Raw genomic sequence first — 26999 nt, forward strand, 5'->3', positions numbered from 1 at the left:
GAAGATGGGTGAAAGCAGTGCATATCTTCAGGGGCAACGCAATGTGGCAGAGCTAAAAACTGGTGTTGAGGGCCACATAAGCGAAAATCTGAGCGCATGGGGCAACGTGGCACAACAGATGGGGTCAGGTAGTTACCGGGACACTCAGGGTATGCTGGGAGTGAAATACGCCTTCTGACAAGAAGGAATACGGTAGAACTCTAAAGCGCCTCTCTGGAGGCGCCAACCTAAAAAAATCATACAGAGATGAGTCATTATAATAATAGCCAGAACAGACTTAATCAGCATTGTCTGAAAGATGCCCGCCTTCCAGCCCAAACTGCACGAAAGAAAAGTAATAAGCCATATACGAAGTAAACATTTTAACAAAAGACTCATAAATAGTTATCTCACCAGTTTTTTTGTTAAAAGAGAGCATGTTTATTTCTTCGGCCGCAATTAGTATATTTCTCAAGTGCGTTCTAGAAACACCACATTCTTTAGACACTAAGCTTAATATCGCTTTTGGCTTATTATCCTCTATGGCAAGCATATAGAGATAAACAAGAATCATATGGCCGGAATCTTTTGAAATAAAAACATCCAAATCATTGACAAAATTAATAATAAATAGTGAAGATCTGTGGATTTTTGCGTATGATTTAAAAAAAACAGAAATCTGATCATCAGATATAATCTTAGGATTATATGGACCTTCAAACATCAAGCTTAGTGCAGGAACCATTGTGTTCAACAATTTTATAATATCTAACCTACCTTTTCTTGTTATCTTAAAATTTTTTTTCCTTTTGTCATTATCACTCTCCCCAAGTGAAATCCTTCCACTAACATTAAATAACAACAACAAAGATGTAATTGTATTATGACTAACCAACCCCGTAGTCAAACACTCGCTCACAACGTCAGACAAAAAAGCTTCATCCTTATTAAAAAAAACAGATGCAGTCACAGTCGAAATGACAAAGCGATTATTACTAAATATATATTTATAATATAATCTATCTTTCTTGAACTCTTCAATCATAAGTCTACAATGCGTTTCAACTGCAGGAATAAATAGACTATCTCTTGAGATAATTTTATAGAGATGCTGTATCCTGTTGTAAACCTTTAATTTCAGCTCCATATTCAAAACCTTTTTCAACATGTTTGGTAATTAAAATCATCCTTCATCCTCATTATACAATAAAATCACACAACTGCTTAATAACTGTTTCATATATTGACGAGCGTGAACACTCTCATCTATTTACATAAATATCAATAGCAAACAACAGCACAAAAAGAAAAAACATTAAATAATAATTAGAATTTATTATTTAGCATCACAGGCTAATAAATTTTGTTGCGCTAGTGAACTATAGCTCTGTAGATACCCAGTATTTTATAATAAATTAATCGCCGCATACTCAAAGTGGTTAAAACAAAAAAATTGATATACTGAATTAATTGCAAAATAAAAGTCGCTCCTTACACAAAAAAATATAATTAATGAGCCACATCAATATTCAGACTCCAGACTGCGCGCCTTCACAAATAAATGATGCCAACTTTCAAATTAGAAAAAAAAGAAATTAATTACTACTCAAGGGCTACAAATGAGATCTGTTTTCAGGAAATTACTTTATTACAGCGGAAGTTACACCCCCCTTGCAGGTTAAGAATAAATAATCAAAGGATATATTTCATATAGCCATATTTAGATATGTATATGCAACAATATCAATTTACATTTAATTTTTTGAAAGTTACGAAAATTGAAAAAAAACTAGTTAAATAAATTGAAATTCGTTAATTTTGAATATTAACCTTGGGACATGCGGAAAATCATTCTTCGTAAAAAAGATAAAAACAAGATTTGATTAAACTGACACCCCTTCAAAGAGATTAAATACAAGCTGTTGACTTTAAAATAACTCACTTTAACTAAACTAACAAAAACACACTTGGCTGGGTAACTATAGTTCTGGAAACATTTTCAATCGTACAATAATAAAACCCCACTACCATACTGTAAAAATCTATCCTTGGCAGGCCTAAGCCTGCCAAATATATTTACTTAACGATATCTTTCGTCCATACACCAATAATAGGCCGAGAAAAAATTGCCAATACTGCAATGAGGCTAAACTCAATTGATACAGACCAACAAATATGCCCTAATAGTTCACTCCAGAATTCGTAACCGTTCAAATTCCACAGCCAACCAGTTTTTCCGCCAAGGTAAACTGGATAACGGAAACCCAGTGCAGGTATAAGGAATCCGTGCATAACAAACGTAATGATGACTCCATAAGCCGCACCATACCAAAGTCTAACTTTTGGCACATAAGCTGAGAGTAAAATATAAATGCCAGCAAAGATAAAACTAAATAGCCAATGATAGAGCATTACAGCACCGGGAATAGTAATTCCTTGGTATACGTAATCCATCGAGTGCGAGTTAACCCCCAGCCAGCCCAACCAGGCATCAATGTTCAACGCGGGAGGAGAAACTTCCCCTGCGAGACGAGGTGGCATATTAACTTCAGTACCTGATTTAACTAATGAGCTTATCGCACCACCAATGAAAGTCGCCCACAACAAAATGCGTACGTTAGTTTTTTTCCATGCGCTCATAATTTATCCTTAAAAGTAAAATTGATACCATCATACACCTCAATCAAGTTACTGGATGTTTCTGTACGCGTCAATATTTTACGTTTCTTTAATATCTAATGATACGCAATTGAATCAATATACTTTTAATCTGTTATTTACGCTCTGCTACGTGGAAGATAGTGCAGTCTATCAGTAAGAGATCACAGTTAATATTATTGAAAGCCATTGGTGTAACATCATTATTTTAAATCACGAAATTTAATTCACTACACTTCCCCCCTTTTCTATGATGACTGACTTGTTGGCCTAAAGTAAGATTGACCCCGAATATGCTCCAGTCATAATCAGGAATAACCGGCTTCATGTTGGTTGCATGTTCTGGCAACCGGCAGACTTTTCAGCAAATTCGGACGGGGTCATCCAGCCCAGCGCAGAATGAGGACGTCTCTGGTTATAGTATATGCGCCGGGCTTCGATTTTGCACCGGGCATCCTCCAGCGACATGAACCAGTTTTCGTTCAGGCACTCCTGCCGCAGCCTGCCGTTGAACGACGCCACGGTCGCATTGTCCGTGGGCGTTCCCGGTCGTGAGAAGTCGATGCGGATCCCTCTTTCGTACACCCATTTGTACAGCATTTTCCCTGCAAGTTCAGAGCCATTATCGGTTTTCAGCCATTGTGGTAAGGGACGCCTGAGCGCAATGGCGTTCAGCATCTCTGCGACCTCAGTTGAGCGCAGATTCTGACCCACGCAAATCCCCAGACATTCGCGCGTGTAGAGATCAATGACCGTCAGCAGACGTAGCCGACGCCAGTCAAATAAGGCGTCAGATACAAAATCCATGCTCCAGACATAGTTCGGATACAACCCCTGAGGCTGGGGCTGTCGCCGCTGTGCCGATTTATTTCGGCGCGGGCGTTTGAGGCGCAGGGACAGACCCTGCTCGCGATAGAGCCGGTAAATGCGTTTGTGATTATCCCGCCAGCCTTCCCACCTGAGCATGACGTGAACTCTGCGGTAGCCATAGTGGACCCGGGTTTCAGTGATCTCCCTGATACGCAGGCGGAGCGCGCTGTCGTCTGCCGCCACAGCACGGTAGCGGAAAGCGCTGCGGCTGATCCGTAGTGCAAAACAGATCTGCCGCTCGCTGGCCCCGTAACGTGCCTGCAAATCCCGGCCCCATTCAAGCAGACACGCCAGCGTCAGTTCTTTTTTGCCTGCACATCCTGCAGCATGGCCTTGTCGAGGCTCAGATCGGCAACCAGCGTCTTCAGCCTGAGATTCTCTTCCTCAAGCTGCCGCATGTGCTTCAGCTCAGAAGGGGAAATCCCGCCGTATTTTTTCGCCAGGTGTAAAACGTGGCATCGGAGATACCCAGCTTACGGCAAACTTCGGGCACGCTCGTACCCGGTTCGGCCTGTTTCAGGGCAAAGACAATCTGCTCTTCGGTGAATCGTGACTTTTTCATCGGCACCACCTCCGTTCAGGGAAGTATTCATCATGCCGGAATTCTGTTTCTGAATGGAGCAGGATTTTGGGTCAGGGTCACAATCACGCAACAAGTACTGGCGAAGAAAAATGGGTAGTGAAAGTTGTATCTGCTTTAGCGAGACTGATTCACTGTCTGAAGAAAAGTTTCTTTATATTCTAAGGAGGTTGGAGCGGGCGAAGGGAGCCGAGGACAACCAGCTAACTTCTTGTTTCTTAAAGACTGATGAATCCTTGTGGTTACAGTAATGGTTACACATCGAGTGATCTCTGGTCAAGGTTGAATGACCGTAATGTTCCCCTCGGAGGAATAGAATCAAGGCAGGGACTTCTGACCAGAACCTCAATGTTTCAACTTCAAGAGGTTATAGCCTCCCTCGGTCCACAGCAAACTTTGGGAGGACCACGGGGGACAACGCGGGAGGATTAATTATTAGATAGGCGCTCAGATTTTTGTGGGAAATTTTAAAGGGTTATAACCATGAACCATTACTCCATGTAGCATGGTAGAAGCCACTGAGCACTAAGGCCACCACAAGGGAAACACAGAAAAGTACACCACATACTGACGATAGTCTCTTGAAGGCTATACGGAAGACTACCCCAGCGATGAACAAGGCTCCCGAGGCTAACCAAAAGGCATCTATCGCCCTACCGATTGTGCGATACGTGGGGGCCTTTACGCTCCCGCAAATATACCCAGTCATATATCCCATAGCCAGCAATAGTACGGCTCCTACAATAAATGACCCAATCCCCTTCAACATTCTGAAATCCTTTGAAATAACAAAAAAGATGGAGACTAAAGGATAGCCCGATTGCAACCATTACGCTGATCGTTTGTCTCGATCGGTAATCTGGAATTGATCGCTGGTATCTATCATGGTCGTAGGGGTATCTGGCAGGCCAAGTAAACACAGAGAACGATCACATATAACTCTTGTAAGCTCATGGGTCCCTCCCCGGTGTTCACTTTGGATTTTATAGCTACTCTGTGGCAGTAAAGCGGATAACGTGGACTAACGGGAAAGAAACATCGGCTTCAACGTTGAACTCTCCGGTCTTCACCTTAACGGAACCAGTAGCCAGCACATCAACCACGCTGATTAACTCAAGGTCATACCCGGCAGCATTACTATTTCGGGTAACTTTAACATCTACAGTCTTACCACCAGTCGTGGACCGGAAAGAGATAGAAGCAAATCGCTTAGGCAGGAGATAGACACCTGTATCATCACCAGCGTAGCCGCATACTGTGCAGCCCAGCAGGTCGCTAATGTCTTCATGACCTGCACGCTGAGCCGCTCGGTCCAAGACTGCTTCGAGTTTCTCAGGGACCAATACGGCATAGTCAGACAATGTGTTCCCTAACTCAACCGGAAGATTCAGCGCTAGGATGTCCAGAAGGTCCTCAGCTTGGTCAGATGGTTTACCACTCAAAGGGGCCGCTTCGATGACTTGTAGGTCTGGTGTATCTTTCAGCACATCGACTACAGCGGCAAACATCTGTCGGCAGTATTGAATCTGCATGTCGCCTACAGTCTGGGTTAGTGCTCCTTCAGTCCAGCCCCCCATCATGTCGAAGTCAGATACATGAGTAGCAGCAGAACACAGAATGCCCGTCTTATTGGTCTCAGGGTTCAACACTGGGGTGACAGTTACACTTGCCCCGGTGATGGCTGTAGTAGACGGAGCATCCTTATCTGGATTAAACGCACCATTATGCTTAAAGCGGACTGTACGATTCTGGAGGGCCTGACGACGGATAGGCGTAGGGTCAGTGCCGTATGGGCGAAACTCACAGGGGAAAACATGCTCCATTACAGCAGTGCGGAAATCGCCATCGTTGAAGGTCTCGTCCAAAGAGTCTTCCAGTGCCTGAATGTAATCATGTGAGTCATTCCCGAAGGCCATAGGACGACCTGAGCGGTCCGTAAAGCCAACGTTGAGAATCTGGGCGTCTTGACCGTTGGTCATCTCAACGTAGTCAGTACGCGAGGTGTCAGTACCCCATACGGAACCCTTGATAATTTGACCATCTTTATCGCGCTGAGGCTGACGCAGAGAAGCCAATGAGGATACTTTGTTAATTTGATTTGTAATAGCCATGATAAATATCTCCTAAAGTATATGAGTGCGCTATGTGAAAAGTAACTGGCGACACCCTTGGTCTTTTTCTCAGAATCCAAGCAGCGCCGCCGAAAGTGATCTGTTAGTACCCGAAAGCGGCCCCTTTATTGCCGAAGCGTTTAATCAGGTCTTCGTCGCGTGCTCTACGTTCAGCGGCAGCTTTAGCAATCTCTGCTGGCGTCGCATGAATAGCAGCCATACGCTCTTGATGTTCCTCGGCATCTTTACGTCGACGCTCGGCCTCTTGGCGTTCCTGTACATTACTTTCAGCCCACCAACGGGAATACTTTCCGTAATCACCTGCATTAAGACCAGCGGCATGAATATCGTTAAGAATACGATTTGATTTCGCCATGTCAGACCCAATGGAATTGAGCATGGTCGTAACGATAATTTCCGTGAAATACTTTGTAGATAACTCCTGACCAAATAACAACACGGTCTCTTTGTCAGCACTCAGGGTGATATTTAATTTTCTATATGAAATTGACATAATATTATTCTCCTTTTGAAGTCTGAATTGATTGAACTTATCGGTCGACCACAGGGCGTAATAATCCCTACGGTGTCTCCCCGCATTTCGGTCAGTTCAAAAGGTTGTGTTTATAGCGGTATTAACTACGGTGAAAATCTTTCGGTGATAACCCAGCGGCAACCGCCATGAGACACAAAGCAGCCTTGGTGTAGACAGGGCGCTCACCGAGAGGAGATAGCCCCAGTGCGGACACAATTGAGACTGTATCGACTGTCATCAGGCGTAACGCTTTACGGCCTTCTGGTGTTCTTGAGTCGATCTTGTTCATGATTACAATCCCTTACGTCCAAGGCGTTTAAGGGCAACGCTACGGTCTTCATTCTCAGAGGCACCGGGGCGGAACTGTAAGCGTTCACGGTATCGCTCACGGAAGTCAGCAGCGGCTTTCAGAACCCCGGCAGTGTTATCTTTTGCGGCCTCAATGGTCATAGCTTGAATGGCGCTCAGGGAATCCTCAAGAATGGTTAAGACCTCAACGCCCAACTGAAGGTCATAGCTCATAGCCAGAGCACCAGCAGTCTTATAGTCCAGCATGTAGGTTTTGACACGCTGCGCAACATTTCGATGGTTCCCCCCCATAACTTCAAAGTGGGTTTCCATTTCCGAAAGCCGCTCTTTGTCAAAAGCCTTCTCAAGTTTCTTGATGATGTGGCCTTTCTGTTTCCCGAGACCGCGAGCCAACTCTCCGATTTCGATAAGCCCCTCACCGTCAGACATAGCGCGGTGAAGATAGGCTATTTGACTGGTCGATAATTGTTTATTATTCATTGCTTGATTACCTTTTAAATATGCACCATAAGCCGCACCCTACAGGCCTACTCAAAGTCCCCAAGCAATAGGGAGACCAGCAGGACAAAGGATGCACATTTAGAATGTCTTTGAGATTGATAGGAAAGGTGCCTTGCGGAGACACTGTTAGTTATTTAAAGAGTTAATAATGACAAAATCAAGGGATAACTCTAAGTGTTCTTTAAGTAATACTCTAAGTTCTTATTATTATCTTGTGTAAACAAGCAATATAACTTTAAGATCTTTAAGTAATACTTTAAGTTTAGCCCCCTGTATACCAGAGACCATATAAATATGATTTTTTATCATTGGCCATTCACTTATCGACTGACCCAGAGCACACAGGAAGCATTCACTTTAAATAAACGCTTGGTGTCTGTAATTGGTCATCCCGCCCCCTGAAAGGATGCGATAAGCTACGGTTAGTTGTCATAGAGGGGGAAACTTTGTGCCGTCTCTCTCTCTCCCAATAGTGAGTCGTTATTGCCTCTGTCGACTTAAAGCCTCCCAATCTCCCTGTTTATTCAGCGATCATCAATAGAGCGATCATGTACTGGGCCACATTGATACCCCACTGACACCGAAAGCCAACATCAGTGTATTACGTTCGTCTGCCGGGAGGTCGATGTCAGAAGGTCTGTAACCTTTATCATAAATTTCATAGTCAATTTGATTTGCCATCTCAATATATGTCCTGAGGCGCTCGACCGTTAATCCCCGGAATTGCTCAGAGTTTACCGCCAAGACACTTCTTACAATATCGTCTTGGTTATCAGAATGCTCCGCTAAAAAATTAAATTCTGAAGTGTATGAGTCTCCGTGAGCAATAGCATCCCTCACATCAAGGCACTCTTTGATAAGTTGGTACTGCTTTGTTCCCATATAATTATTAATGCCACACAGCATTAGCGTATTCTTGTGCATTGTCTTTCTGCATTCTTTCTGTTTTTTATTGTAACTAGGGTCAACCTGTTTTCTATAGAAGATGAACATTGCTTCAATGGCAAAGGCAGTGAATATGATACCTGTACGACAATGATGGTCCCGCTGCCAATCTTCAGTTGCCATCCCAGCCAACCCTAAACAAGTTTCAGCGGTGTGCATACACTCATAGGACGGCTTATTTTCTTTGCTAACTAAAAATTCTTTGACCATTAAGTCCTCACATTCAGATATCTATATACAGGATTACTTAGCGAATCTATTTTACTGGGAGAGTGCCGACAGTTTTTCTTTCAGTATTTCCACCTCAACCTCTTTAGCGTATCGGTCGTAAGTAATAGACCCGGAGCTATGCCCCATAATTGCCTGAGCATACGCCAATTCGACACCATGTTGTTTTAACTGTGTCGCAACTGTATGCCTGAACGAATGGAACGCCAATCCGTCACGGTCAGTGAGTACCTTAGGTAACAACGTCCGGTTAAACCATTTGCTCACCTGCTCACCGTAACAGTTCTTCATGAGGCGAAGACCATCAAAAACCATAGCGTCATCACCGACAGCAATCCTACGGGCCTCTACAAGCGCCATAAAATCATCCAATACAAAACCGTAGGCTCCTTCAACCAAAGGCACACAGCGCTCACTGTGAGCGTTCTTGATGCTCTTACCCGGCAGGCTGCTATCGTCTTCATTGATATGAATATAGACGGTCCCACCTTCAGTGGTCCTGATGTCCTTGACCTGAAGTTGAGCCACCTCGTTAAGCCTTGCCCCAGTGATAGCAGCCAAAGCGGTAACGTAGTAGTGATACGGCTTACCGGAAGCCTTCCGAGAGTATGACTCAGCGGCAACCAGCAGTTGCCCTACCTGCTCCGTAGAGAAGGCGTTACGAGCCTCTGAGGCTTTACGCTGAGGAACCTTCAGTTCTAGCCCCTCAGTCATATTCCTTTTAATCAGGTCATTACGCACGGCCCACTTAAAGACAGCCGCCATCTTAATGAGATACTTATTATTAATAGTCACCACGTCCAGACAATCGTTCTTATCTTCACGACTCAACAGGTCAGCCAATGAGGAATCTTTGAAGCGCTGTTTGCGGTTCTTCGGTAACTGCTGGAGCACATCACGGACCCTGAGCATGTCTGCTCTCCTGGCTTCAGCATTAAGGCCCAGATAGTCGAAAATTTCGATTAACGCAGCGTGGGACGCTTTGTTTTCCCTTAAGGTGGCTGGCTTCCAGTTCTGAGCGTTCTCCGCTTCGTATTGCTCAAAGAGGCTCGCTACGGTGATGCCAGGCGTAACTTCTGGTTTTACTTCTGAAGCACTAACAGATAGGGACACAGGGGCTTGGTCATTTTGCCGATCAATATCATTAAAACGATCGACGTAATCTATCAGAGGCTGACTGTCTCCCGCTTCGATACGCCTCATGCAAGCCTTAAGTACCTTTAGGGCCTCATTGATGTAACGATGCTGGTCAATGCTCAGCGGTTCACTTGCTAGCGCATCAGTAAGATTCTCACCAAGTTCGCCGTACTGGTCCCGATAGATATCCCTCATGTCAGGCTCAAAGAAATCTGAACGGCCCATAGACAGTTCACACTCAGCGATGTCCTTAAGGTGGTCCCTCATTTCCTCGTAGGTGGCGTTGGGCCTATCTGCATGGATTGCCTTGAGTGCTGCCTTAATGTGTCGAGAGTGAGCCATAGCGGTACGTCTATCCTTAGTCCGTAGTGATATCGACGCTAGTTTATAACGGTTATGAGAAGGAAGCGAAGCGCTAGGATGACCTGTGTTCTTCATCCTAAGACGGATGTAGAAGACACCGTTACGCTGATAAAGGTAGGTTCTTGAGTTGAGCATGTACTGAGGCCTTAGGTCTGCTCACTACTTCAACAAAGTTAGTCACAGTGTTGGTTACAGTGAGTAAAACTATCGGAAGGCTTTAAGCCATATCCCTTAGGATTCAGTAAGTTATTGAACTTTAAGAAGTGTCATGGAGCGGGCGAAGGGAATCGAACCCTCGTATAGAGCTTGGGAAGCTCTCGTTCTACCATTGAACTACGCCCGCTTTGAGGTGCGTTACGCATTATAGACTTTCAGCACTCGCTGGCAAGTGCCTTTGTGTCCAGGTGATGGTTTTTCAAGCACTTTTTAAATTAACACGACGGTTTTAGGTAACGCTGCGGGTCGATTGCTGTGGCCCGGTAGCGAATCTGAAAGTGCAAACGCACCGAATCCGCCCCAGTGCTGCCCATCGTGGCAATTTTCTGCCCGGCCTTCACTTTCTCTCCGGTATTCACCAGCATCGTGTCGGTGTGGGCATAGGCGGTGATGTACTCTTCGCTGTGTTTGATCATCACCAGATTGCCGTAGCCGCGCAGCTGGTTACCGACATAAACCACCGTTCCCGCGCCGGAAGCATAAATAGGCTGCCCGCGAGAGCCTGAGATATCAATGCCTTTATTGCCGCCGTCGCTGCTGGAGAATGGTTCAACAATGTTGCCCTTCGTCGGCCACAGCCAGCAGCGTGCTCCCACCGGCGGCGGTGCCACCTTTGCTATGGTCGTGTTTTGCGAACGAGCTGACGCAGTGGTGTTTTTGGCCATGGCGGTGTTTTTCGGCCGGCTTGCAGAGCCTGAGCCTTTGATCCGAATACGCTGGCCCACCTGGATAGTATAAGGCGCAGGGATCCCGTTCAGTCGGGCGAGGTCACCCACGCTGCTGCCGGTCATTCTGGAAATTTTTGAGAGCGTATCGCCGCGCTTAACGGTGTAAATCGCGCCGCTAAACGTGCCTTCGTTTCGGGTACTTTTAGCTGGTTTTGAGGAGGAGCAGGCCGTCAGCATCAGGCTCGTCATGATAATGAAAGCGGTGATGTGCCAGCGTTTTAAAATGCTTTCCTTACGCAAACCAGGCCCCGGAAACGTTGATGAACTTGAGGAAAATCCCCCTCCTTACGGAGGGGAATGAGGGCGTTACTTAGTCGGACGCAGAGCCGGGAACAGGATAACGTCGCGGATGGTGTGGCTGTTGGTGAACAGCATAACCATGCGGTCGATACCGATACCCAGACCCGCCGTTGGCGGCAGACCGTGCTCCAGCGCGGTGACGTAGTCTTCGTCGAAGAACATCGCTTCGTCGTCACCTGCCGCTTTCGCATCAACCTGGTCCTGGAAACGCTGCGCCTGGTCTTCCGCGTCATTCAGCTCGGAGAAGCCGTTGCCGATTTCACGGCCACCGATGAAGAACTCAAAGCGGTCAGTGATTTCCGGGTTTTCGTCGTTACGGCGCGCCAGGGGAGAGACTTCTGCCGGGTATTCGGTGATGAAGGTCGGCTGAATCAGGTGGCTTTCCGCAACCTCTTCGAAGATTTCGGTCACTACGCGGCCCAGGCCCCAGCTCTTCTCAACTTTGATACCGATACTTTCCGCGATGGCTTTCGCAGAGTCAAAGTTATCCAGATCGGCAAGGTCGGTTTCTGGACGGTGCTTTTTAATAGCTTCACGCATGGTGAGCTTTTCAAACGGTTTGCCGAAGTCGAAGGTCTCTTCGCCATACTGCACTTCGGTGGTGCCCAGCACGTCCTGAGCCAGAGTACGGAACAGGGATTCGGTCAACTCAATCAGATCTTTGTAGTCCGCGTAAGCCATATAGAGTTCCATCATGGTGAACTCTGGGTTATGGCGCGGGGAGATGCCTTCGTTACGGAAGTTACGGTTGATTTCGAAGACGCGGTCGAACCCACCCACCACCAGACGCTTCAGGTACAGCTCTGGCGCGATACGCAGGTACATGTCGATGTCCAACGCATTATGATGCGTGATGAACGGACGAGCGGATGCGCCGCCAGGGATCACCTGCATCATTGGGGTTTCAACTTCCATAAAGTCGCGGCCCACCATGAACTGGCGGATGCCGGCCATGATTTTAGAGCGCACTTTAAAGGTATTGCGGGACTCTTCGTTAGCGATCAGGTCCAGATAACGCTGGCGATAGCGGGTTTCCTGATCGGCCAGGCCGTGGAATTTGTCCGGCAGCGGGCGCAGCGCTTTGGTCAGCAGACGCAGTTCGGTACAGTGAATGGACAGCTCGCCGGTTTTGGTTTTAAACAGCTTACCGCGCGCGCCCAGGATATCGCCCAGGTCCCACTTTTTGAACTGCTCGTTGTAGATGCCTTCCGCCAGGTCATCACGGGAGACATACAGCTGAATACGGCCGCCAACGTCTTGTAAAGTCACGAAGGACGCTTTACCCATGATACGGCGGGTCATCATACGACCAGCCACGCTTACCTCAACGCCGAGGTCTTCAAGCTCTTCGTTCTCTTTCGCATCGAAATCAGCGTGCAGTTGGTCTGAGGTGTGATCGCGGCGGAAATCGTTCGGGAATGGGATACCCTGCTCACGCAGAGCTACCAGCTTCTCACGGCGCGCTTTCAGTTCATTGTTAAGATCGGCTGCTGCGTCAACGCCCTGTGCTTGTTGTTCAGACATGTTGGTTCCTCATAACCCTGCTTTCAAACTTGCTTCGATAAATTTGTCCAGATCGCCGTCCAGCACAGCCTGCGTGTTGCGGGTTTCAACCCCGGTGCGCAGATCTTTAATGCGGGAGTCGTCGAGGACGTAAGAACGAATCTGGCTGCCCCAGCCGATATCCGATTTGTTGTCTTCCAGCGCCTGCTTCTCAGCATTCTTTTTCTGCATTTCCAGCTCGTACAGCTTAGCCTTCATCTGCTTCATCGCCTGGTCTTTGTTCTTGTGCTGAGAACGGTCATTCTGGCACTGGGTCACGGTGCCGGTTGGAATATGGGTAATACGTACCGCAGATTCCGTACGGTTAACGTGCTGACCACCCGCACCGGATGCACGATAAACGTCAATGCGCAGGTCCGCCGGGTTGATGTCGATATCAATGTTGTCATCCACTTCCGGGTAAACAAACGCGGAGCTGAACGAGGTATGGCGGCGGCCACCGGAGTCAAACGGACTCTTACGCACCAGACGATGAACGCCGGTTTCGGTACGCAGCCAGCCAAAGGCATAATCGCCCTGAATGCGAATGGTCACGGACTTGATGCCCGCCACGTCGCCTTCGGACTCTTCAATAATTTCGGTTTTGAAACCGCGAGCTTCTGCCCAGCGCAAGTACATACGCTCCAGCATGCTCGCCCAGTCCTGCGCTTCCGTACCGCCTGAGCCTGCCTGAATATCGATGTAGCAATCGGCGCTGTCGTACTCGCCAGAGAACATGCGGCGGAATTCAAGCTGCGCCAGTTTGGCGTCCAGCACATCCAGCTCGGCAACGGCCTCGTTAAAGGTCTCTTCGTCGTCGGCTTCTACCGCCAGCTCCAGCAAGCCGGAGACATCTTCTAGGCCCTGAGACATCTGATCTAACGTGTCGACGATGGCTTCCAATGAGGAACGTTCTTTCCCCAATGCCTGTGCGCGTTCAGGTTCGTTCCAGACATCGGGCTGTTCAAGCTCGGCGTTTACTTCTTCGAGGCGCTCTTTCTTGGCATCGTAGTCAAAGATACCCCCTAAGAACGTCGCTGCGCTCTGTGAGGTCCTGGATGCGGCTTTTTACCGGGTTAATTTCAAACATGCGTAATTTCTTATGTTGATTTCAGAAGACGAAATGCGGTCGTAAACCGGAAAGTTTACCGGATTTACGCCGCATTTTGTAGCATTCTCCCTGACATATAGCCAAGTAATTAACGCTGCAGCAGCGTCGAGAATGCGGGCTATATCGGCCAGAGGTGATCGATTAAAAGCTGCACGCTGCGGTTGCCGCGGAACTCGTTCACGTCCAGCTTGTAGGCCAGCTCAACTTCGCGCACGCCGTTGTCCGGCCAGCGGGTGGTATCCACGTTGAAGGCGATACCGTCCAGCAGCGGACCGCCACCGACAGGCTCCACCATCACCTTCAGGTGACGCTCGCCCACCAGGCGCTGCTGGAGAATACGGAACTTGCCGTCAAACAGCGGCTCCGGAAACATTTGCCCCCACGGCCCGGCGTCTCTGAGCATCTCCGCCACTTCGAGCGTCATCTCCTGCGCGGACAGCTGACCGTCGGACCAGATTTCCCCCTGTAACAACGCCGGGTCCAGCCACTCACCGACCAGGTCGCCAAAACGCTGGCGAAACTCCTCAAAGCGAGCCTCTTCCAGCGACAAGCCTGCGGCCATGGCATGACCGCCGAACTTCAGCATCATGCCCGGATAAAGCGTATCCAGACGTTCTAAGGCATCACGCATGTGCAGCCCCTGAACTGAACGGCCGGACCCTTTAAGCGTGCCGTCTCCCGCAGGCGCGAACGCGATGACCGGGCGGTGGAAACGCTCTTTGATGCGCGAGGCCAGAATGCCGACCACGCCCTGGTGCCATTCCGGGTGATACATTGCCAGCCCGTAAGGCAGGGCTTCGCTACTGCGCTCCAGCTGTTCGCAAAGGGTCAGCGCTTCGACCTGCATGCCTTGTTCAATTTCTTTCCGCGTTTGGTTCAGCGCGTCCAGCTCGTTAGCCAGCATACGCGCTTCACCAATGTTTTCGCTGAGCAGCAGCGCCACGCCAACCGACATATCATCCAGTCGGCCTGCGGCGTTCAGGCGCGGCCCCAGCGCAAAGCCCAGATCGCTGGCGGCGATCTTTTGCGGCTCACGATTAGCCACTTCAAGCAGCGCGCGAATGCCGGGACGGCATTTCCCCGCGCGAATGCGGCTTAACCCTTGCCAGGTCAAAATGCGGTTGTTGGCATCCAGCGGCACAACGTCCGCCACGGTGCCCAGCGCGACTAAATCTAGCAGTTCTGCAAGATTCGGAATGGCCAACCCACGCTGTTCGAACCAGCCGTTATCACGCAGATGCGTGCGCAGCGCCAGCATCAGATAAAACGCGACGCCGACACCAGCCAGGGATTTAGATGGAAATGCGCAGTCGGCGAGATTCGGGTTAATGATAGCTTCGGCAGCGGGAAGTGTTTCCCCTGGTAGGTGATGATCGGTCACCAGCACCGGAATCCCCAGTGCATGGGCGCGCTCAACGCCCGCATGGGATGAGATGCCGTTGTCGACGGTCACGATCACCTGCGCACCGCGGGCATGGGCCTGATCGACCACTTCCGGGCTAAGCCCGTAACCATCCTCAAAGCGATTAGGCACCAGGTAGCCAATATTCTCAGCCCCCATGCTGCGCAGGGCCAGAACGCTTAGCGCGGTACTGGTTGCCCCATCGGCATCAAAATCGCCGACAACGATGATGCGCAAGCCTTCGCGAAAGGCGTTATAAAGCATGACCACGGCCCGATCGATGCCGCTGAGCTGCTGCCACGGCAGCATTCCTTTTACGCCGCGCTCCAGCTCTTGTTCGCCACGCACGCCCCGGCTGGCATACAGCCGCTGTAACAAAGGAGGCAGCGTAGCCGGAAGCGCCACCGAGCTGTCAACGACCCGGCGGCGGAGTTGCGTTTGCTGTTTCACCCGAAATTAACCACCCGCTTTCATTAACTGCTTGTGGGCATCCAGCATTTGTTTCATTTCTTTAGGCCCCTGATAACCCGGGATCATGCTGCCGTTGCTCAGCACGATCGCTGGCGTCCCCTGCACGCCAAACTGCACGCCCAGGTTGTAGTGGTTAGCCAGGTTAATGTCACAACTTGCCGGTGCCACATCACCGCCCTTCATTGCGGCATCGAACGCTTTGTTACGGTCTTTCGCGCACCAGATAGACTTCATGTCGCTCTCGGCCTGGCTTTGCAGCCCCTGACGAGGGAATGCCAGATAACGCACGGTGATCCCCAGCGCGTTGTAGTCGCTCATCTCTTCATGAAGCTTGTGGCAGTAGCCGCAGGTGATGTCGGTGAACACCGTAATCACATGCTGCTCCTTCGGCGCTTTGTAGATAATCATCTCTTTTTCCAGCGCGTTCAGCTTGCCGATCAGCAGTTGGTTGGTCACGTTCACCGGCTGAGCGCCGCTCACGTCATACAGCGGCCCCTGAATCACATGTTTGCCGTCTTCGGTGACATAAAGTACGCCGCTATCGGTCAACACAGTTTTCATCCCGGCAACCGGTGCAGCCTGAATCTCTGCGCCCTGCACGCCCAGCTTCGCCAAAGATTGTTTAATAGCGGCGTCATCCGCGTGAGCAATACCGGAAACGGAAGCGGCCAGCAGCGAAAGCAGCCAAAAACCTTTTTTCATGAGGATTCCTTTATCTCTTGTAGCACTCACGCTCGAGGGTGGTGCTGTTGATGCAGCTGGCGTAAACGCGCCGTCGCTACATGTGTATAAATTTGTGTGGTGGACAAATCACTATGGCCCAGCAGCATCTGTACGACACGAAGATCCGCGCCATGGTTCAGCAGGTGCGTGGCAAAAGCGTGGCGTAGCACATGCGGAGACAGTTTTTCACTGTCGATACCGGCCAGCACGGCATAGTGCTTAATGCGGTGCCAGAAGGTTTGCCGCGTCATTTGCTGTGCGCGATTGCTGGGGAAAAGCACATCCAGAGACTGCCCGTTTAACAACTCCGGGCGGCCATACTTCAGGTACTCTTCAATCCAGTACACAGCCTCTTCGCCCAGCGGCACGAGACGCTCTTTGTTGCCTTTACCAATCACTCGCACCACGCCCTGCCGCAGGCTGATATCGCTCATTGTCAGCCCAACCAGCTCCGAGACGCGCAGCCCGGTTGCGTACAAGACTTCAAGCATGGCTTTATCGCGCAGTTCAATAGGCTGATCGACACACGGAGATTGCAACAGCCGTTCAACCTGAGCCTCGCTTAAATCCTTCGGCAAACGCTGGGGAAGTTTGGGCGATGAAAGCAGCGCACTGGGGTCGTCTTCCCGCATTTTTTCGCGATACAGGTACTGAAATAACCGCCGCATAGCGCTAAGCAACCGCGCGGAACTGGTGGCTTTATAACCGCCCTCGACGCGCTCCGCAAGCAGCGACTGGAGATCCGAAGCCTGAACGGTCAAAAAACTGAGTTGCTGACGCTGCAGCCACTCGGCCACCATAGTGAGATCGCGGCGATAAGAGCTGAGCGTATTTTCGGCCAGATTTCTTTCCAGCCACAGCGCATCCAGAAACTGTTCGATACGGATCTTATCCTGCTCCACGCTCCACTCCTGATTTGGCGAATTGTGTCCATTATGCATGATGGCGAATGGGATCTGGTACACTTGGCCATCTGCACGCGATTAAAATGAGTTGTTATTGCTATGAACATTGGTCTTTTTTACGGCTCCAGCACCTGCTACACCGAAATGGCCGCCGAAAAAATTCGCGACATTATTGGTCCTGAACTGGTGACGCTTCACAACCTGAAAGATGATGCTCCGGCCATGATGGAGCAGTATGACGTTCTGATCCTGGGCATACCGACCTGGGATTTTGGCGAACTGCAGGAAGACTGGGAAACCGTCTGGCCGCAGCTGGATGGCCTGAACCTGGAAGGCAAACTCGTGGCGCTTTACGGCATGGGCGATCAGCTTGGCTACGGTGAGTGGTTCCTGGATGCGTTAGGCATGCTGCACGACAAGCTGGCACCGCGCGGGGCACAGTTCATCGGCTACTGGCCAACAGAAGGCTATGAATTTACCAGCCCAAAACCGGTCATTGCCGACGGGCAGCTGTTTGTTGGCCTGGCGTTGGATGAAACCAACCAGTACGACCTGAGCGACGAACGCATTGAAACCTGGTGCGAGCAAATTCTTGGCGAAATGGCCGAACGCTTCGCTTAAATCTGCCCGCTTCCGCTCGCCTGCTGTTGCATCAGCAGGCGGCGTAGATCGCGCCATTCACCGATGTCCATGCTGTCAGCCGCCAGCCAAAGATGCTGGCAACGATGCTTTCCGGCACGACGCAGTCTTAGCATCGCCCCGCTGTCAATCATCCATGGATTTCCGACGATATCCCAGTCACGCCCCTGCCAACGCAGACGAAAATCCGTCAGCAGTTTAATTTCGCCCTGGCGAGCGTGAATGCGGCGCTGGCTGCGTACGCTGTCGAAAACCACAAGGGAAAGCAGCAGCATCCAGACCAGCGTGTAGCTCATCGGCCACGGCATTAGCAGCACGAATAGCGCCACCAGGCCGTGGAGAAGCAACGACATCCATTGCGCGCGCCAGGAAACCCGGAGATCAGATTGCCACAGGACCACGTTCTTTATTCCGTGTCTGAATCAGGGCAACCATACGCTGAAGCTCGGCATCTGCTGGTTTACCGTGATTCATCAACCAGTTAAACAGGTCTGGATCGTCAGACTCCAGCAGGCGAACAAACAGCTGTTTGTCGCTGTCGCTGAGCGTTTCGTATTCATGTTCGAAGAACGGCATAATCGAAATATCGAGCTCGCGCATTCCACGGCGGCATGCCCAGTGAATTCGGGCTTTATTATTGATATCCATGTGCACTTTCCTGCTTAGCCATCAAGTTGGGTACGGAGTTAGTGTAACGTGTTTTCGTCACCGGGATTACCTGAATGTTCCATTGTGCGCGCTTTCCCCACACAAACCCGTGTAACAGCACCGATTGCACAAGATTCCCCGAGGCAACACGCAAACGCACGAATGGCGTTATCAAACTGCTTGCATTGCCCTCTGGCTCTTTTACCATTGAGAAATTAAACCGTTGGATAACCCGGGATCTTTGTTATGGCTTTTAATCCGTTTCCTCCTCGCCAGCCCAGTGCCGCCGCCCGTCTACCGCTGACACTAATGACGCTCGACGACTGGGCTCTCGTGACTGCCGTGGGTGCAGACACTGAGAAATATCTTCAGGGCCAGGTGACTGCCGACGTCGCGAAACTTGACGCGGGCCAGCATCTGCTCTGCGCCCATTGCGATGCCAAAGGGAAGATGTGGAGTAACCTGCGTCTGTTCCATCGGGGCGAAGGCTTTGCGTTTATTGAACGCCGCAACCTGCGTGACGCCCAGCTTACAGAGCTGAAGAAATATTCCGTTTTCTCCAAAGTTACTTTCAATGCGGATGACGCCAGCGTCCTGTTAGGGCTGGCGGGTTTCCAGGCGCGTTCTGCGCTTGCAGCCATTTTCGAAACGCTGCCGGATGAAGAGACTCAGGTTGTTCAGCACGGCGCAACGACGCTGCTGTGGCTGAACCTGCCGGCGGAGCGCTTCCTGATTGTTACTGATGAAGAAACAGCTCAGACGTTAACCGAAAAACTCAGTGAAGAAGCACAGCGTAATGATAGCCAGCAGTGGCTGACGCTGGATATCGAGGGTGGATTGCCGGTCATTGATAGTGTAAACAGCGCTCAGTTTATTCCACAGGCAACAAACCTTCAGGCGCTGGGCGGTATCAGCTTTAAAAAAGGCTGCTACACCGGCCAGGAAATGGTTGCCCGAGCCAAGTTCCGCGGGGCAAATAAACGCGCACTCTGGCTGCTGGCCGGGAGCGCAAGCCGCGTGCCTGAAGCAGGCGAAGATCTTGAGTTGCAGATGGGTGAAAACTGGCGTCGTACCGGCACCGTGCTGGCCGCTTCACGATTGGAAGATGGCCGTCTTGTTGTGCAGGCGGTAATGAACAACGATCTTGAACCGAACAGCGTCTTGCGCGTGCGTGATGATGCAAACAGCAAGCTCTCACTGGCGCCACTGCCCTATTCTCTGGAAGAAAATTAATCGAACACTGAGCCTCGAAACCGGGGCTCAGTAATTTGATTTTGGCGAGTCAGACGCTTTAACGAATATAGAGATAAATCGCGAGGAAATGGCAGACGCTGCCGCCCAGCACAAACCCATGCCAAATGGCATGATTGTACGGAATACGTTTGCAGACGTAGAAAATCACCCCCAGCGAGTAAACAATACCGCCAATCGCCAGCAGCGTAACGCTGCCCGGTGCCAGTTTGACGACCATTTGGTAGATGACGACCAGCGACAGCCAGCCCATCAGCAGATAGGTCACCAGCGACAACACCTTAAACCGGTGTGCAATGGTGAGCTTAAACAGGATCCCCGCCAGCGCCAGGCTCCAGATAACAATCATCAGCCCCTTCGACAGCGGCGAGTTGAGCCCTACCAGCAAAAACGGGGTATACGTGCCGGCGATCAGCAGGTAAATGGCGCAGTGGTCGAATTTTTTAAGCCACCGCTTGGCCCGCTCATGTGGAATAGCGTGGTAAAGCGTTGAGGCGAGAAACAGCAGGATCATGCTGCCGCCGTAAAGACTGTAGCTGGTAATTGCCGTTGCGCTGGCATTGGCATCGACCGCCTGCACCAGCAACAACACCAGGCCAACAATACCGAACACCAACCCAATGCCGTGGCTAATGCTATTGGCTACTTCCTCTGCCAGAGAATATCCATGCGCGACAAGTGGTTTACGAGCCATCTGGCTCCTCCCGAGATAAAGAAGAATAACGCGGCGTTCCTATCCTAACTGAGAATGATTCCAGTGAACACATGTAAGCTAAAATAAATATGTGAGCGTCTGTGACGACTCCCTTCGTCAGCCTGGAGGATTTCTTTTACAATCAAACGACAGCCAAAAAACAGGGAAAATACGATGCAACAGGCATTTGGTGAAATGAGTGCAGTTATCCATTTCCTGATGGAGATTGATAAGCTGAAGCTGGTTCAGCGTCGCACCAAAATCATCGGTCATGAAAGACATGAAAACTCTGCCGAGCACAGCTGGCACTTCGCTATGGCGGCAATGAGCCTCGCCCCCTGGGCCGAAAAAGAGGTGAATATTCAGCGCGTGATCCAAATGGCGCTGCTGCACGACATCGTAGAAATCGATGTTGGCGATGTGCTGGTTTATGACATTGCGGCCCGTGAAGCCATCGCCGAAAAAGAAGCGGCGGCGGCACGGCGTCTGTTTGGTTTGTTGCCTGCGCCGCAGGGGCCACAATTTCTGGCTTTGTGGCAAGAATATGAGGCAGGCACCACGCCCGACGCCCGCTTTGCCGGGGCGCTGGATCGCATTTTACCTATTCTGCTTAACCTGCATAACGAAGGGCAGAGCTGGCGAGAGAATAATATTTCCCTGCAGCAGGTATTAACTCGCAATGCGCAGGTGGGAGAAAGCTGGCCGGAATTGTGGCAACATGTCGAGCGTCAATTATATCGGGCGCACGAGAAAGGCTGGCTGCGTTAGTTCCAGCCATCCGTAAGCACCGTACCAGCAGGAAGAAAAAGTATGTTTACCCATGCGGCAATCGCCACCCTGAACGGCCTCGAAATGATGGTGTACAACTTTGTCATTAAAAACAAAGACAAAGTCATGTACATGACCATTCGAGAGCTGGCGGATGCCGCAGGAGTCTCCACCACGACCGTGTTGCGTTTTTGCCGCAAACTCAACTGTGAAGGGTATTCCGAGTTTCGCGTTCGTTTTAAATTATATCTGGAGCAAACGGAAATTCAGCCCGCTAATTTCGGCAGTAGCGAAATTATCAGTTTTTTTAAAAGTACCAATAATGAAGAATTCGATAATTTAATCGACCACGCCGTTGATATTATTTGCTCCTCCGAGCGTATTATTTTTGTTGGCGCGGGAACATCCGGTGCTTTAGCTAAATATGGTGCACGTTTTTTCTCAAACGTTGGTAAATTTAGCAACCATATTGATGATCCTTATTTTCCGGTCACCAATGATATGGCACGAAACGCGCTGGCTATTGTGCTTTCCGTTTCAGGTGAGACGGAGGAGATCCTGCGCTTTGCCAGCCAGTTCAGCCTTCACCACTGTAAAGTGATGTCTGTCACCAGCCATGAAAACTCATCGCTGGCTAAGTTAGCCGACTTTAATATTTCCTGGCATATTCCACCGGTACGTATTGCCGGAGTGTATGACATCACTACACAAATCCCCGTTATTTATATTCTTGAAACCATTGGCCGCCGTCTGGCAAAAAGAATGCTATAAAAAACACCTTGTTTTATATTTGTGACAAATCACAATTCACGCTATTTGTTATATCGTGACAATCCGTTTTCATTTGTTAGACTCCAAAGCAGAAATAATACTTTCAGCGCGACGATGTGAACCTACGCACATTATTTCATGCGCTAACAATGAGATGAAAGAATATGAAACAACTTAAGTTACCGAAGGACTTTTTATGGGGCGGTGCGGTTGCCGCTCACCAGGTGGAAGGCGGCTGGAACAAAGACGGTAAAGGCCCAAGCATTTGTGACGTACTGACGGGCGGCGCCCACGGCGTCCCGCGCGAGATAACTCTGCAGGTCGAAGCCGGGAAATACTACCCGAACCACGAAGCGATTGATTTTCATGGCCGCTACAAAGAAGACATTAAGCTGTTTGCCGAGATGGGCTTCAAATGCTTCCGTACCTCCATTGCCTGGACCCGCATTTTCCCCAACGGCGACGAGCAGCAGCCTAACGAAGCTGGCCTGAAGTTCTACGACGATATGTTCGATGAGCTGCTGAAATACAATATCGAGCCGGTCATCACCCTCTCCCACTTCGAAATGCCGCACCACCTGGTGACCGAATACGGCGGCTGGACCAACCGAAAAGTGGTCGATTTCTTTGTTCGTTTCGCCGAAGTCGTGTTCGAGCGTTACAAGAGCAAAGTGAAGTACTGGATGACCTTTAACGAAATCAATAACCAGCGTAACTGGCGCGCGCCGCTGTTCGGCTACTGCTGCTCCGGTGTGGTTTACACTGAGCACGACAACCCGGAAGAGGTGATGTACCAGGTGCTGCATCACCAGTTTGTGGCGAGCGCAATGGCGGTGAAGATAGGCCATCGCATCAATCCGGAAATGAAGATTGGCTGCATGCTAGCGATGGTGCCGCTGTACGCCTTCTCCTGTAAGCCTGAAGACCAAATGTTTGCGCAAGAATCGATGCGTGAACGCTATGTGTTTACCGACGTCCAGCTGCGTGGCTATTACCCGTCTTATGTACTGAACGAATGGGAACGCCGCGAGTTCAACATTAAAATGGAAGCCGGTGACGAGCAGATCCTGCGCGAAGGCGTCTGTGATTATCTCGGGTTCAGCTACTACATGACGAACGCCGTTCAGGCCGAAGGCGGCAGCGGCGATGCGCTTTCCGGCTTCCAGGGCAGCGTGCCGAACCCGCACGTCAAAGCCTCCGACTGGGGCTGGCAGATTGACCCGGTTGGCCTGCGCTACGCGCTGTGTGAACTGTATGAACGCTACCAGAAACCGCTGTTCATCGTAGAAAACGGCTTTGGCGCTTACGACAAAGTAGAGGCGGACGGCACCATCAACGATGACTACCGCATTGATTACCTGCGCGCTCACGTTGAAGAATTGAAAAAAGCTGTGACCTACGACGGTGTGGATCTGATGGGCTATACGCCATGGGGCTGCATCGACTGTGTGTCGTTTACCACCGGCCAGTACAGCAAGCGCTACGGCTTTATCTACGTCAACAAACACGACGACGGCACTGGAGATATGTCGCGCTCCCGCAAGAAGAGCTTCAACTGGTACAAAGAAGTGATCGCCAGCAATGGCGAGAATATCTAAACGATCACCACCTCCATAGGAGGTGGTTTAGCGTTGATAAGCAAAAGGCGCCCTCATGGCGCCTTTTTTATTTAAACGGGCAACCCAAACCGGAAGCAGGCCCCGCGCTTTGGCTGGTCCACCAGCGAAATGTCGCTGCCGTGCAGTTGCAGCATCTGGCGCACAATCATCAGTCCAAGCCCGCCAACCCTGAGCCGGGATTGATTCACAATCGAAGGCCGCACAAACAGCCCCTCTTTTAGCTCCTGCGGAATACCTGGCCCGCTGTCGCTGACCTGCACCATGACTTTATCCACCTCTTTCCACAGCCGGACTGAAATCATGCCTTTGTCCGGCGTATGGCGAATGGCGTTGTCCAACAGATTAGTCAACACGCGCTCGATCATGCTGACATCGGCTTCAATCAGCGGCAGTCCTGGCTGGATGTCAGCTAAAAGTTCAAGTTGGCGAGTTTGCGCCGGAAGCTCAAATTTCTGGAACACATCCTGCAGCAATTCGCTCAGGGAGAAGCTCTCTTTGTGTGGCTTCACCACCCCGTATTCCAGCCTGGCCAGTTCGAACAGCGACTGCGCCAGCGCCCCAACCTTCTGACTCTGGGCCAGCGCAATATCCAGATAGCGCTTTTTCTCCGCCTCGCTCAGCGTAGCCGACATGACCGAGAGGCTTTCCAGGTAACCATGCAGCGACGTTAGCGGCGTTCTCAGGTCATGGGAGATATTGGCGATAAACTCGCGCCGCAGCTGATCTTGCTGAGTCAGGCTATGCCACTGCTCGGAGATTCGCCCGGCCATAGCAATCACCCCGTGACGCAGTTGGGCCAGCTCATCCCCATCTCCTCCTGGATTTTGCGGCAGAGCCGCCATGGCCTGCATTTCGGCCATCCCTCCTGATTCTAGCGCCTTAACGTGCTGCGAAAGTTCGCGTAACGGGCGTGTGATCCAGCGAAACGCCAGGCCGCCCACCACCAACCCCAGCACGCAGACCAGGCTGAGCAGAAACAGGCTTAGCTTTAAAACGGCATCAAACTGAGCGCTGTTGGCAAGCTGATTGTAGGTTTCCCCCAGCAGCACCACATACAAATAGCCCTCCAGCTTGCCGTCTCGCATCATCGGCGCCACGCTAAACACTTTCTGCCCGTCCAGGCTGCGCGGGTCGTCGCCATAAAGCGGGAATTTGCCGCCGTTCAGCGCGGCCCGTAGCGGAGCGAGATCGACCTGATGGCGCTTAATATGCCCATCCGGGGCTGCATCACCAATGATATTGCCTTGTTTATCCAGCAGATAAACTTCCACACTGGGGTTAACGGCCATCAGATGGTCGAACAGCGTGCGGACCGAGTCTTTGTTCAGCCCATCCTGCCCGAGCAGCGGGTAGCTCTGGTTGATGTGCTGCGCCAGGTCACCGGAGAGTTGCTGAATCACGGCCTGGCTGTATTGCGTGCTGGTACGCACCTGCAGCCAGCCCAAAAAGGCGCAGGCGGTCAGCAGCAACACGGCAAAAACCAGCGTCAGGCGGCGGGAAAGCGTAAGAATTCGCATAGGGTTACTCACGTATCAGGGCGGTAAACTTATAGCCTTTACCCCACACGGTGCGGATAAAATTCGGCTCCGCCGGGTTATCTTCAATCTTGATGCGCAGCCGGTTGATGTGGGTGTTTACGGTGTGCTCATAGCCTTCGTGCTGGTAGCCCCAAACCTGGTTGAGCAGGTGCAGCCGCGAAAACACTTTGTCCGGGTTGCGGGCGAAAAAGTACAGCAAATCAAACTCACGCGGGGTGAGATCTATCGGCATCTGATTCAGCCGAACATCTCTGGCCAGCGGATCAATCGTGAGCGGGCCAAACGTCAGCGTGCCGGCGTCTATCTTGAGGTTCTGGCTCATGGCCTCCTGACGGCGGAACAGCGCCTTCACGCGGGCGACCAGTTCGAGCATTGAAAACGGTTTCGCCAGGTAGTCGTCCGCGCCCAGCTCAAGCCCCAGCACGCGATGCGTTTCGCTGGAGCGAGCGCTGATCATAATAATCGGCGTGTACCGCGTCATGCTTCTGGCAAAGCGGCAAATCTCCAGGCCATCGACGCCGGGCAGCATCAGATCGAGAATCAGCGCATCCCAGCCGCCCTGCCTGAGCTTTTCCAGGCCGAGATTGCCGTCGGCGGCATGCACAATTTCAAAGCCTTCTTCCCGCAAATGCAGCTGCAGAAGCTCGGCGATATTTTCGTCGTCTTCTACGATCAGTATTTTTTTTGCCTGATTCACTTTGTCTGTCCCCACACGCTGGCATAGCCAAAGTTTACACAACTCGCGTCGGTTAAGTTGTCACATTTAATTTAACTTTGCGTGAGGCAATGGGGAACAAATCTGGCCAATACTCGCTGCATCGAATCACGAGGAAGCCGGACGATGGAAAGCTCAACGCTGCATACCGCCCCAACGCTCATTCACCCGCTATGGCTGAGGCTCTGCCACTGGCTGAATGCGCTGGCGATCCTGATTATGGTCACCAGCGGCTGGCGCATTTATAACGCCTCTCCGCTGTTTCATTTCCAGTTTGCCAACGAACTGACACTCGGCGGCTGGCTGGGTGGCGCGCTGCAGTGGCACTTCGCCGGGATGTGGCTGTTTGCGGTCAACGGCGTGATTTATCTGCTGTGCAATCTCTTCAGCGGCCGCTTTAAGCAGAAATACTGGCCCTTATCGCCTCGCGAATTCTTCCAGGACGCCTTTGCGGCGCTGCGGGGGAAATTAGCCCACGCTGACCTGAGCCATTACAACATGGTGCAAAAGGCGGCCTATCTGTTTGTTATCGCCGATAGCCTGCTACTGGTTATTTCCGGCCTCGTCGTGTGGAAATCCGTGCAGTTTGCCCTGCTGCGAGAATTGCTTGGCGGCTATGACACAGCGAGGTTTATCCACTTTTATGCCATGTCCGCCCTGGTCGGTTTCGTGGTGATTCATCTGCTGATGGTGGCGCTGGTGCCCCGCACGTTGCTCGCCATGCTCCGTGGCCGCTGAGGAA

The 26999-nt window shown here is 50.7% G+C and carries 26 protein-coding genes, 1 tRNA gene and 1 pseudogene; 7 read left to right on the forward strand and 21 right to left on the reverse strand.

The window, feature by feature from the left end:
* Positions 1 to 4: 4 nt before the first annotated feature.
* Complete coding sequence (locus WFN87_RS20645; RefSeq protein ID WP_336983659.1) at positions 5 to 178, forward strand: autotransporter outer membrane beta-barrel domain-containing protein; 174 nt, start codon at positions 5 to 7, stop codon at positions 176 to 178.
* A gap of 99 nt (positions 179 to 277) precedes the next feature.
* On the opposite strand, the gene WFN87_RS20650 is transcribed toward WFN87_RS20645, so the two are convergent.
* The 16 genes and pseudogenes from WFN87_RS20650 to xerD form a co-directional block, all read right to left on the reverse strand.
* Positions 278 to 1126 (reverse strand): hypothetical protein, encoded by an 849-nt coding sequence (locus WFN87_RS20650; RefSeq protein ID WP_336983633.1) that lies wholly within the window; start codon positions 1124 to 1126, stop codon positions 278 to 280.
* A gap of 929 nt (positions 1127 to 2055) precedes the next feature.
* The gene (locus WFN87_RS20655; RefSeq protein WP_336983634.1) at positions 2056 to 2619 is read right to left on the reverse strand and encodes a DUF1440 domain-containing protein; all 564 of its coding nucleotides are present in this window, start codon (positions 2617 to 2619) and stop codon (positions 2056 to 2058) included.
* 342 nt (positions 2620 to 2961) lie between these two features.
* A pseudogene (locus tag WFN87_RS20660) lies at positions 2962 to 4069 on the reverse strand (IS3 family transposase).
* A gap of 1007 nt (positions 4070 to 5076) precedes the next feature.
* Entirely contained in the window at positions 5077 to 6198 is a 1122-nt protein-coding gene (locus WFN87_RS20665) for a hypothetical protein (protein ID WP_336983635.1), read from the reverse strand.
* A 103-nt stretch (positions 6199 to 6301) separates the two neighbouring features.
* Complete coding sequence (locus WFN87_RS20670) at positions 6302 to 6712, reverse strand: DUF6971 family protein (RefSeq protein WP_336983636.1); 411 nt, start codon at positions 6710 to 6712, stop codon at positions 6302 to 6304.
* 121 nt (positions 6713 to 6833) lie between these two features.
* The gene (locus tag WFN87_RS20675) at positions 6834 to 7022 is read right to left on the reverse strand and encodes a hypothetical protein (RefSeq protein WP_336983637.1); all 189 of its coding nucleotides are present in this window, start codon (positions 7020 to 7022) and stop codon (positions 6834 to 6836) included.
* A 2-nt stretch (positions 7023 to 7024) separates the two neighbouring features.
* Entirely contained in the window at positions 7025 to 7522 is a 498-nt protein-coding gene (locus WFN87_RS20680) for a hypothetical protein (RefSeq protein WP_336983638.1), read from the reverse strand.
* A 567-nt stretch (positions 7523 to 8089) separates the two neighbouring features.
* Positions 8090 to 8698, reverse strand: coding sequence for a hypothetical protein (locus tag WFN87_RS20685; RefSeq protein ID WP_336983639.1), 609 nt, complete (start codon positions 8696 to 8698; stop codon positions 8090 to 8092).
* 51 nt (positions 8699 to 8749) lie between these two features.
* Complete coding sequence (locus WFN87_RS20690) at positions 8750 to 10351, reverse strand: site-specific integrase (RefSeq protein ID WP_336983640.1); 1602 nt, start codon at positions 10349 to 10351, stop codon at positions 8750 to 8752.
* Between the two features lie 134 nt (positions 10352 to 10485).
* Positions 10486 to 10559 (reverse strand) — tRNA-Gly (locus WFN87_RS20695).
* Positions 10560 to 10647: 88 nt separating this feature from the next.
* Positions 10648 to 11400, reverse strand: a complete 753-nt coding sequence (gene actS / locus WFN87_RS20700) for an amidase activator ActS (RefSeq protein WP_336983641.1) — start codon at positions 11398 to 11400, stop codon at positions 10648 to 10650.
* Positions 11401 to 11466: 66 nt separating this feature from the next.
* Complete coding sequence (lysS, locus tag WFN87_RS20705) at positions 11467 to 12984, reverse strand: lysine--tRNA ligase (RefSeq protein WP_166995291.1); 1518 nt, start codon at positions 12982 to 12984, stop codon at positions 11467 to 11469.
* Positions 12985 to 12993: 9 nt separating this feature from the next.
* A protein-coding gene (gene prfB, locus WFN87_RS20710; RefSeq protein ID WP_156107000.1) for a peptide chain release factor 2 occupies positions 12994 to 14092 on the reverse strand; the annotation gives its coding sequence in 2 pieces (ribosomal slippage) (positions 12994 to 14016 and positions 14018 to 14092; 1098 coding nt in all).
* 139 nt (positions 14093 to 14231) lie between these two features.
* Positions 14232 to 15965: a single-stranded-DNA-specific exonuclease RecJ gene (recJ, locus tag WFN87_RS20715; protein WP_008461632.1), complete on the reverse strand. Its 1734-nt coding sequence runs from the start codon at positions 15963 to 15965 to the stop codon at positions 14232 to 14234.
* Between the two features lie 6 nt (positions 15966 to 15971).
* Complete coding sequence (gene dsbC / locus WFN87_RS20720) at positions 15972 to 16688, reverse strand: bifunctional protein-disulfide isomerase/oxidoreductase DsbC (protein ID WP_008461630.1); 717 nt, start codon at positions 16686 to 16688, stop codon at positions 15972 to 15974.
* A 26-nt stretch (positions 16689 to 16714) separates the two neighbouring features.
* On the reverse strand, positions 16715 to 17611 hold the full coding sequence (xerD, locus tag WFN87_RS20725; protein ID WP_008461629.1) for a site-specific tyrosine recombinase XerD: 897 nt from the start codon (positions 17609 to 17611) through the stop codon (positions 16715 to 16717).
* 102 nt (positions 17612 to 17713) lie between these two features.
* Here xerD and fldB point away from each other — a divergent pair, with 102 nt between their 5' ends.
* Entirely contained in the window at positions 17714 to 18235 is a 522-nt protein-coding gene (gene fldB / locus WFN87_RS20730) for a flavodoxin FldB (RefSeq protein ID WP_166995287.1), read from the forward strand.
* On the opposite strand, the gene WFN87_RS20735 is transcribed toward fldB, so the two are convergent.
* On the reverse strand, positions 18232 to 18654 hold the full coding sequence (locus WFN87_RS20735; protein ID WP_166878208.1) for a protein YgfX: 423 nt from the start codon (positions 18652 to 18654) through the stop codon (positions 18232 to 18234). The two genes, fldB and WFN87_RS20735, sit on opposite strands and share 4 nt — an antisense overlap.
* Positions 18635 to 18901, reverse strand: coding sequence for an FAD assembly factor SdhE (gene sdhE / locus WFN87_RS20740; protein WP_008461626.1), 267 nt, complete (start codon positions 18899 to 18901; stop codon positions 18635 to 18637). The genes WFN87_RS20735 and sdhE overlap by 20 nt, the downstream gene beginning before the upstream one ends.
* A gap of 246 nt (positions 18902 to 19147) precedes the next feature.
* Here sdhE and ygfZ point away from each other — a divergent pair, with 246 nt between their 5' ends.
* Entirely contained in the window at positions 19148 to 20134 is a 987-nt protein-coding gene (gene ygfZ, locus WFN87_RS20745) for a tRNA-modifying protein YgfZ (protein WP_336708729.1), read from the forward strand.
* Between the two features lie 58 nt (positions 20135 to 20192).
* Here the strand turns inward: ygfZ and trhA are convergent, their stop codons facing one another.
* Positions 20193 to 20846 carry a PAQR family membrane homeostasis protein TrhA gene (gene trhA, locus WFN87_RS20750; RefSeq protein ID WP_008461624.1) on the reverse strand — a complete coding sequence of 218 codons (654 nt, stop codon included), beginning with the start codon at positions 20844 to 20846 and terminating at the stop codon, positions 20193 to 20195.
* Positions 20847 to 21020: 174 nt separating this feature from the next.
* Between trhA and WFN87_RS20755 the strand changes: the two genes are divergently transcribed.
* The 3 genes from WFN87_RS20755 to WFN87_RS20765 all read left to right on the forward strand — a co-directional run bounded on the left by WFN87_RS20755 (position 21021) and on the right by WFN87_RS20765 (position 23983).
* A complete protein-coding gene (locus tag WFN87_RS20755) occupies positions 21021 to 21614 on the forward strand; it encodes an HD domain-containing protein (protein ID WP_166878201.1) in 594 nt (197 codons plus the stop codon).
* A gap of 42 nt (positions 21615 to 21656) precedes the next feature.
* Positions 21657 to 22385 (forward strand): MurR/RpiR family transcriptional regulator, encoded by a 729-nt coding sequence (locus WFN87_RS20760; protein WP_336708727.1) that lies wholly within the window; start codon positions 21657 to 21659, stop codon positions 22383 to 22385.
* Positions 22386 to 22549: 164 nt separating this feature from the next.
* Complete coding sequence (locus tag WFN87_RS20765; protein WP_336983642.1) at positions 22550 to 23983, forward strand: 6-phospho-beta-glucosidase; 1434 nt, start codon at positions 22550 to 22552, stop codon at positions 23981 to 23983.
* 71 nt (positions 23984 to 24054) lie between these two features.
* On the opposite strand, the gene WFN87_RS20770 is transcribed toward WFN87_RS20765, so the two are convergent.
* Together WFN87_RS20770 and WFN87_RS20775 are read right to left on the reverse strand one after the other, a co-directional pair.
* Complete coding sequence (locus WFN87_RS20770) at positions 24055 to 25521, reverse strand: sensor histidine kinase (protein WP_336708725.1); 1467 nt, start codon at positions 25519 to 25521, stop codon at positions 24055 to 24057.
* Between the two features lie 4 nt (positions 25522 to 25525).
* Positions 25526 to 26239, reverse strand: a complete 714-nt coding sequence (locus WFN87_RS20775) for a response regulator transcription factor (protein ID WP_008461615.1) — start codon at positions 26237 to 26239, stop codon at positions 25526 to 25528.
* A 144-nt stretch (positions 26240 to 26383) separates the two neighbouring features.
* Between WFN87_RS20775 and WFN87_RS20780 the strand changes: the two genes are divergently transcribed.
* A complete protein-coding gene (locus tag WFN87_RS20780; RefSeq protein WP_008461613.1) occupies positions 26384 to 26995 on the forward strand; it encodes a cytochrome b/b6 domain-containing protein in 612 nt (203 codons plus the stop codon).
* The last annotated feature ends 4 nt before the right edge of the window (positions 26996 to 26999 follow it).

Source organism: Cedecea sp. AS113, assembly GCF_037152415.1.
Lineage (GTDB): Bacteria > Pseudomonadota > Gammaproteobacteria > Enterobacterales > Enterobacteriaceae > Cedecea.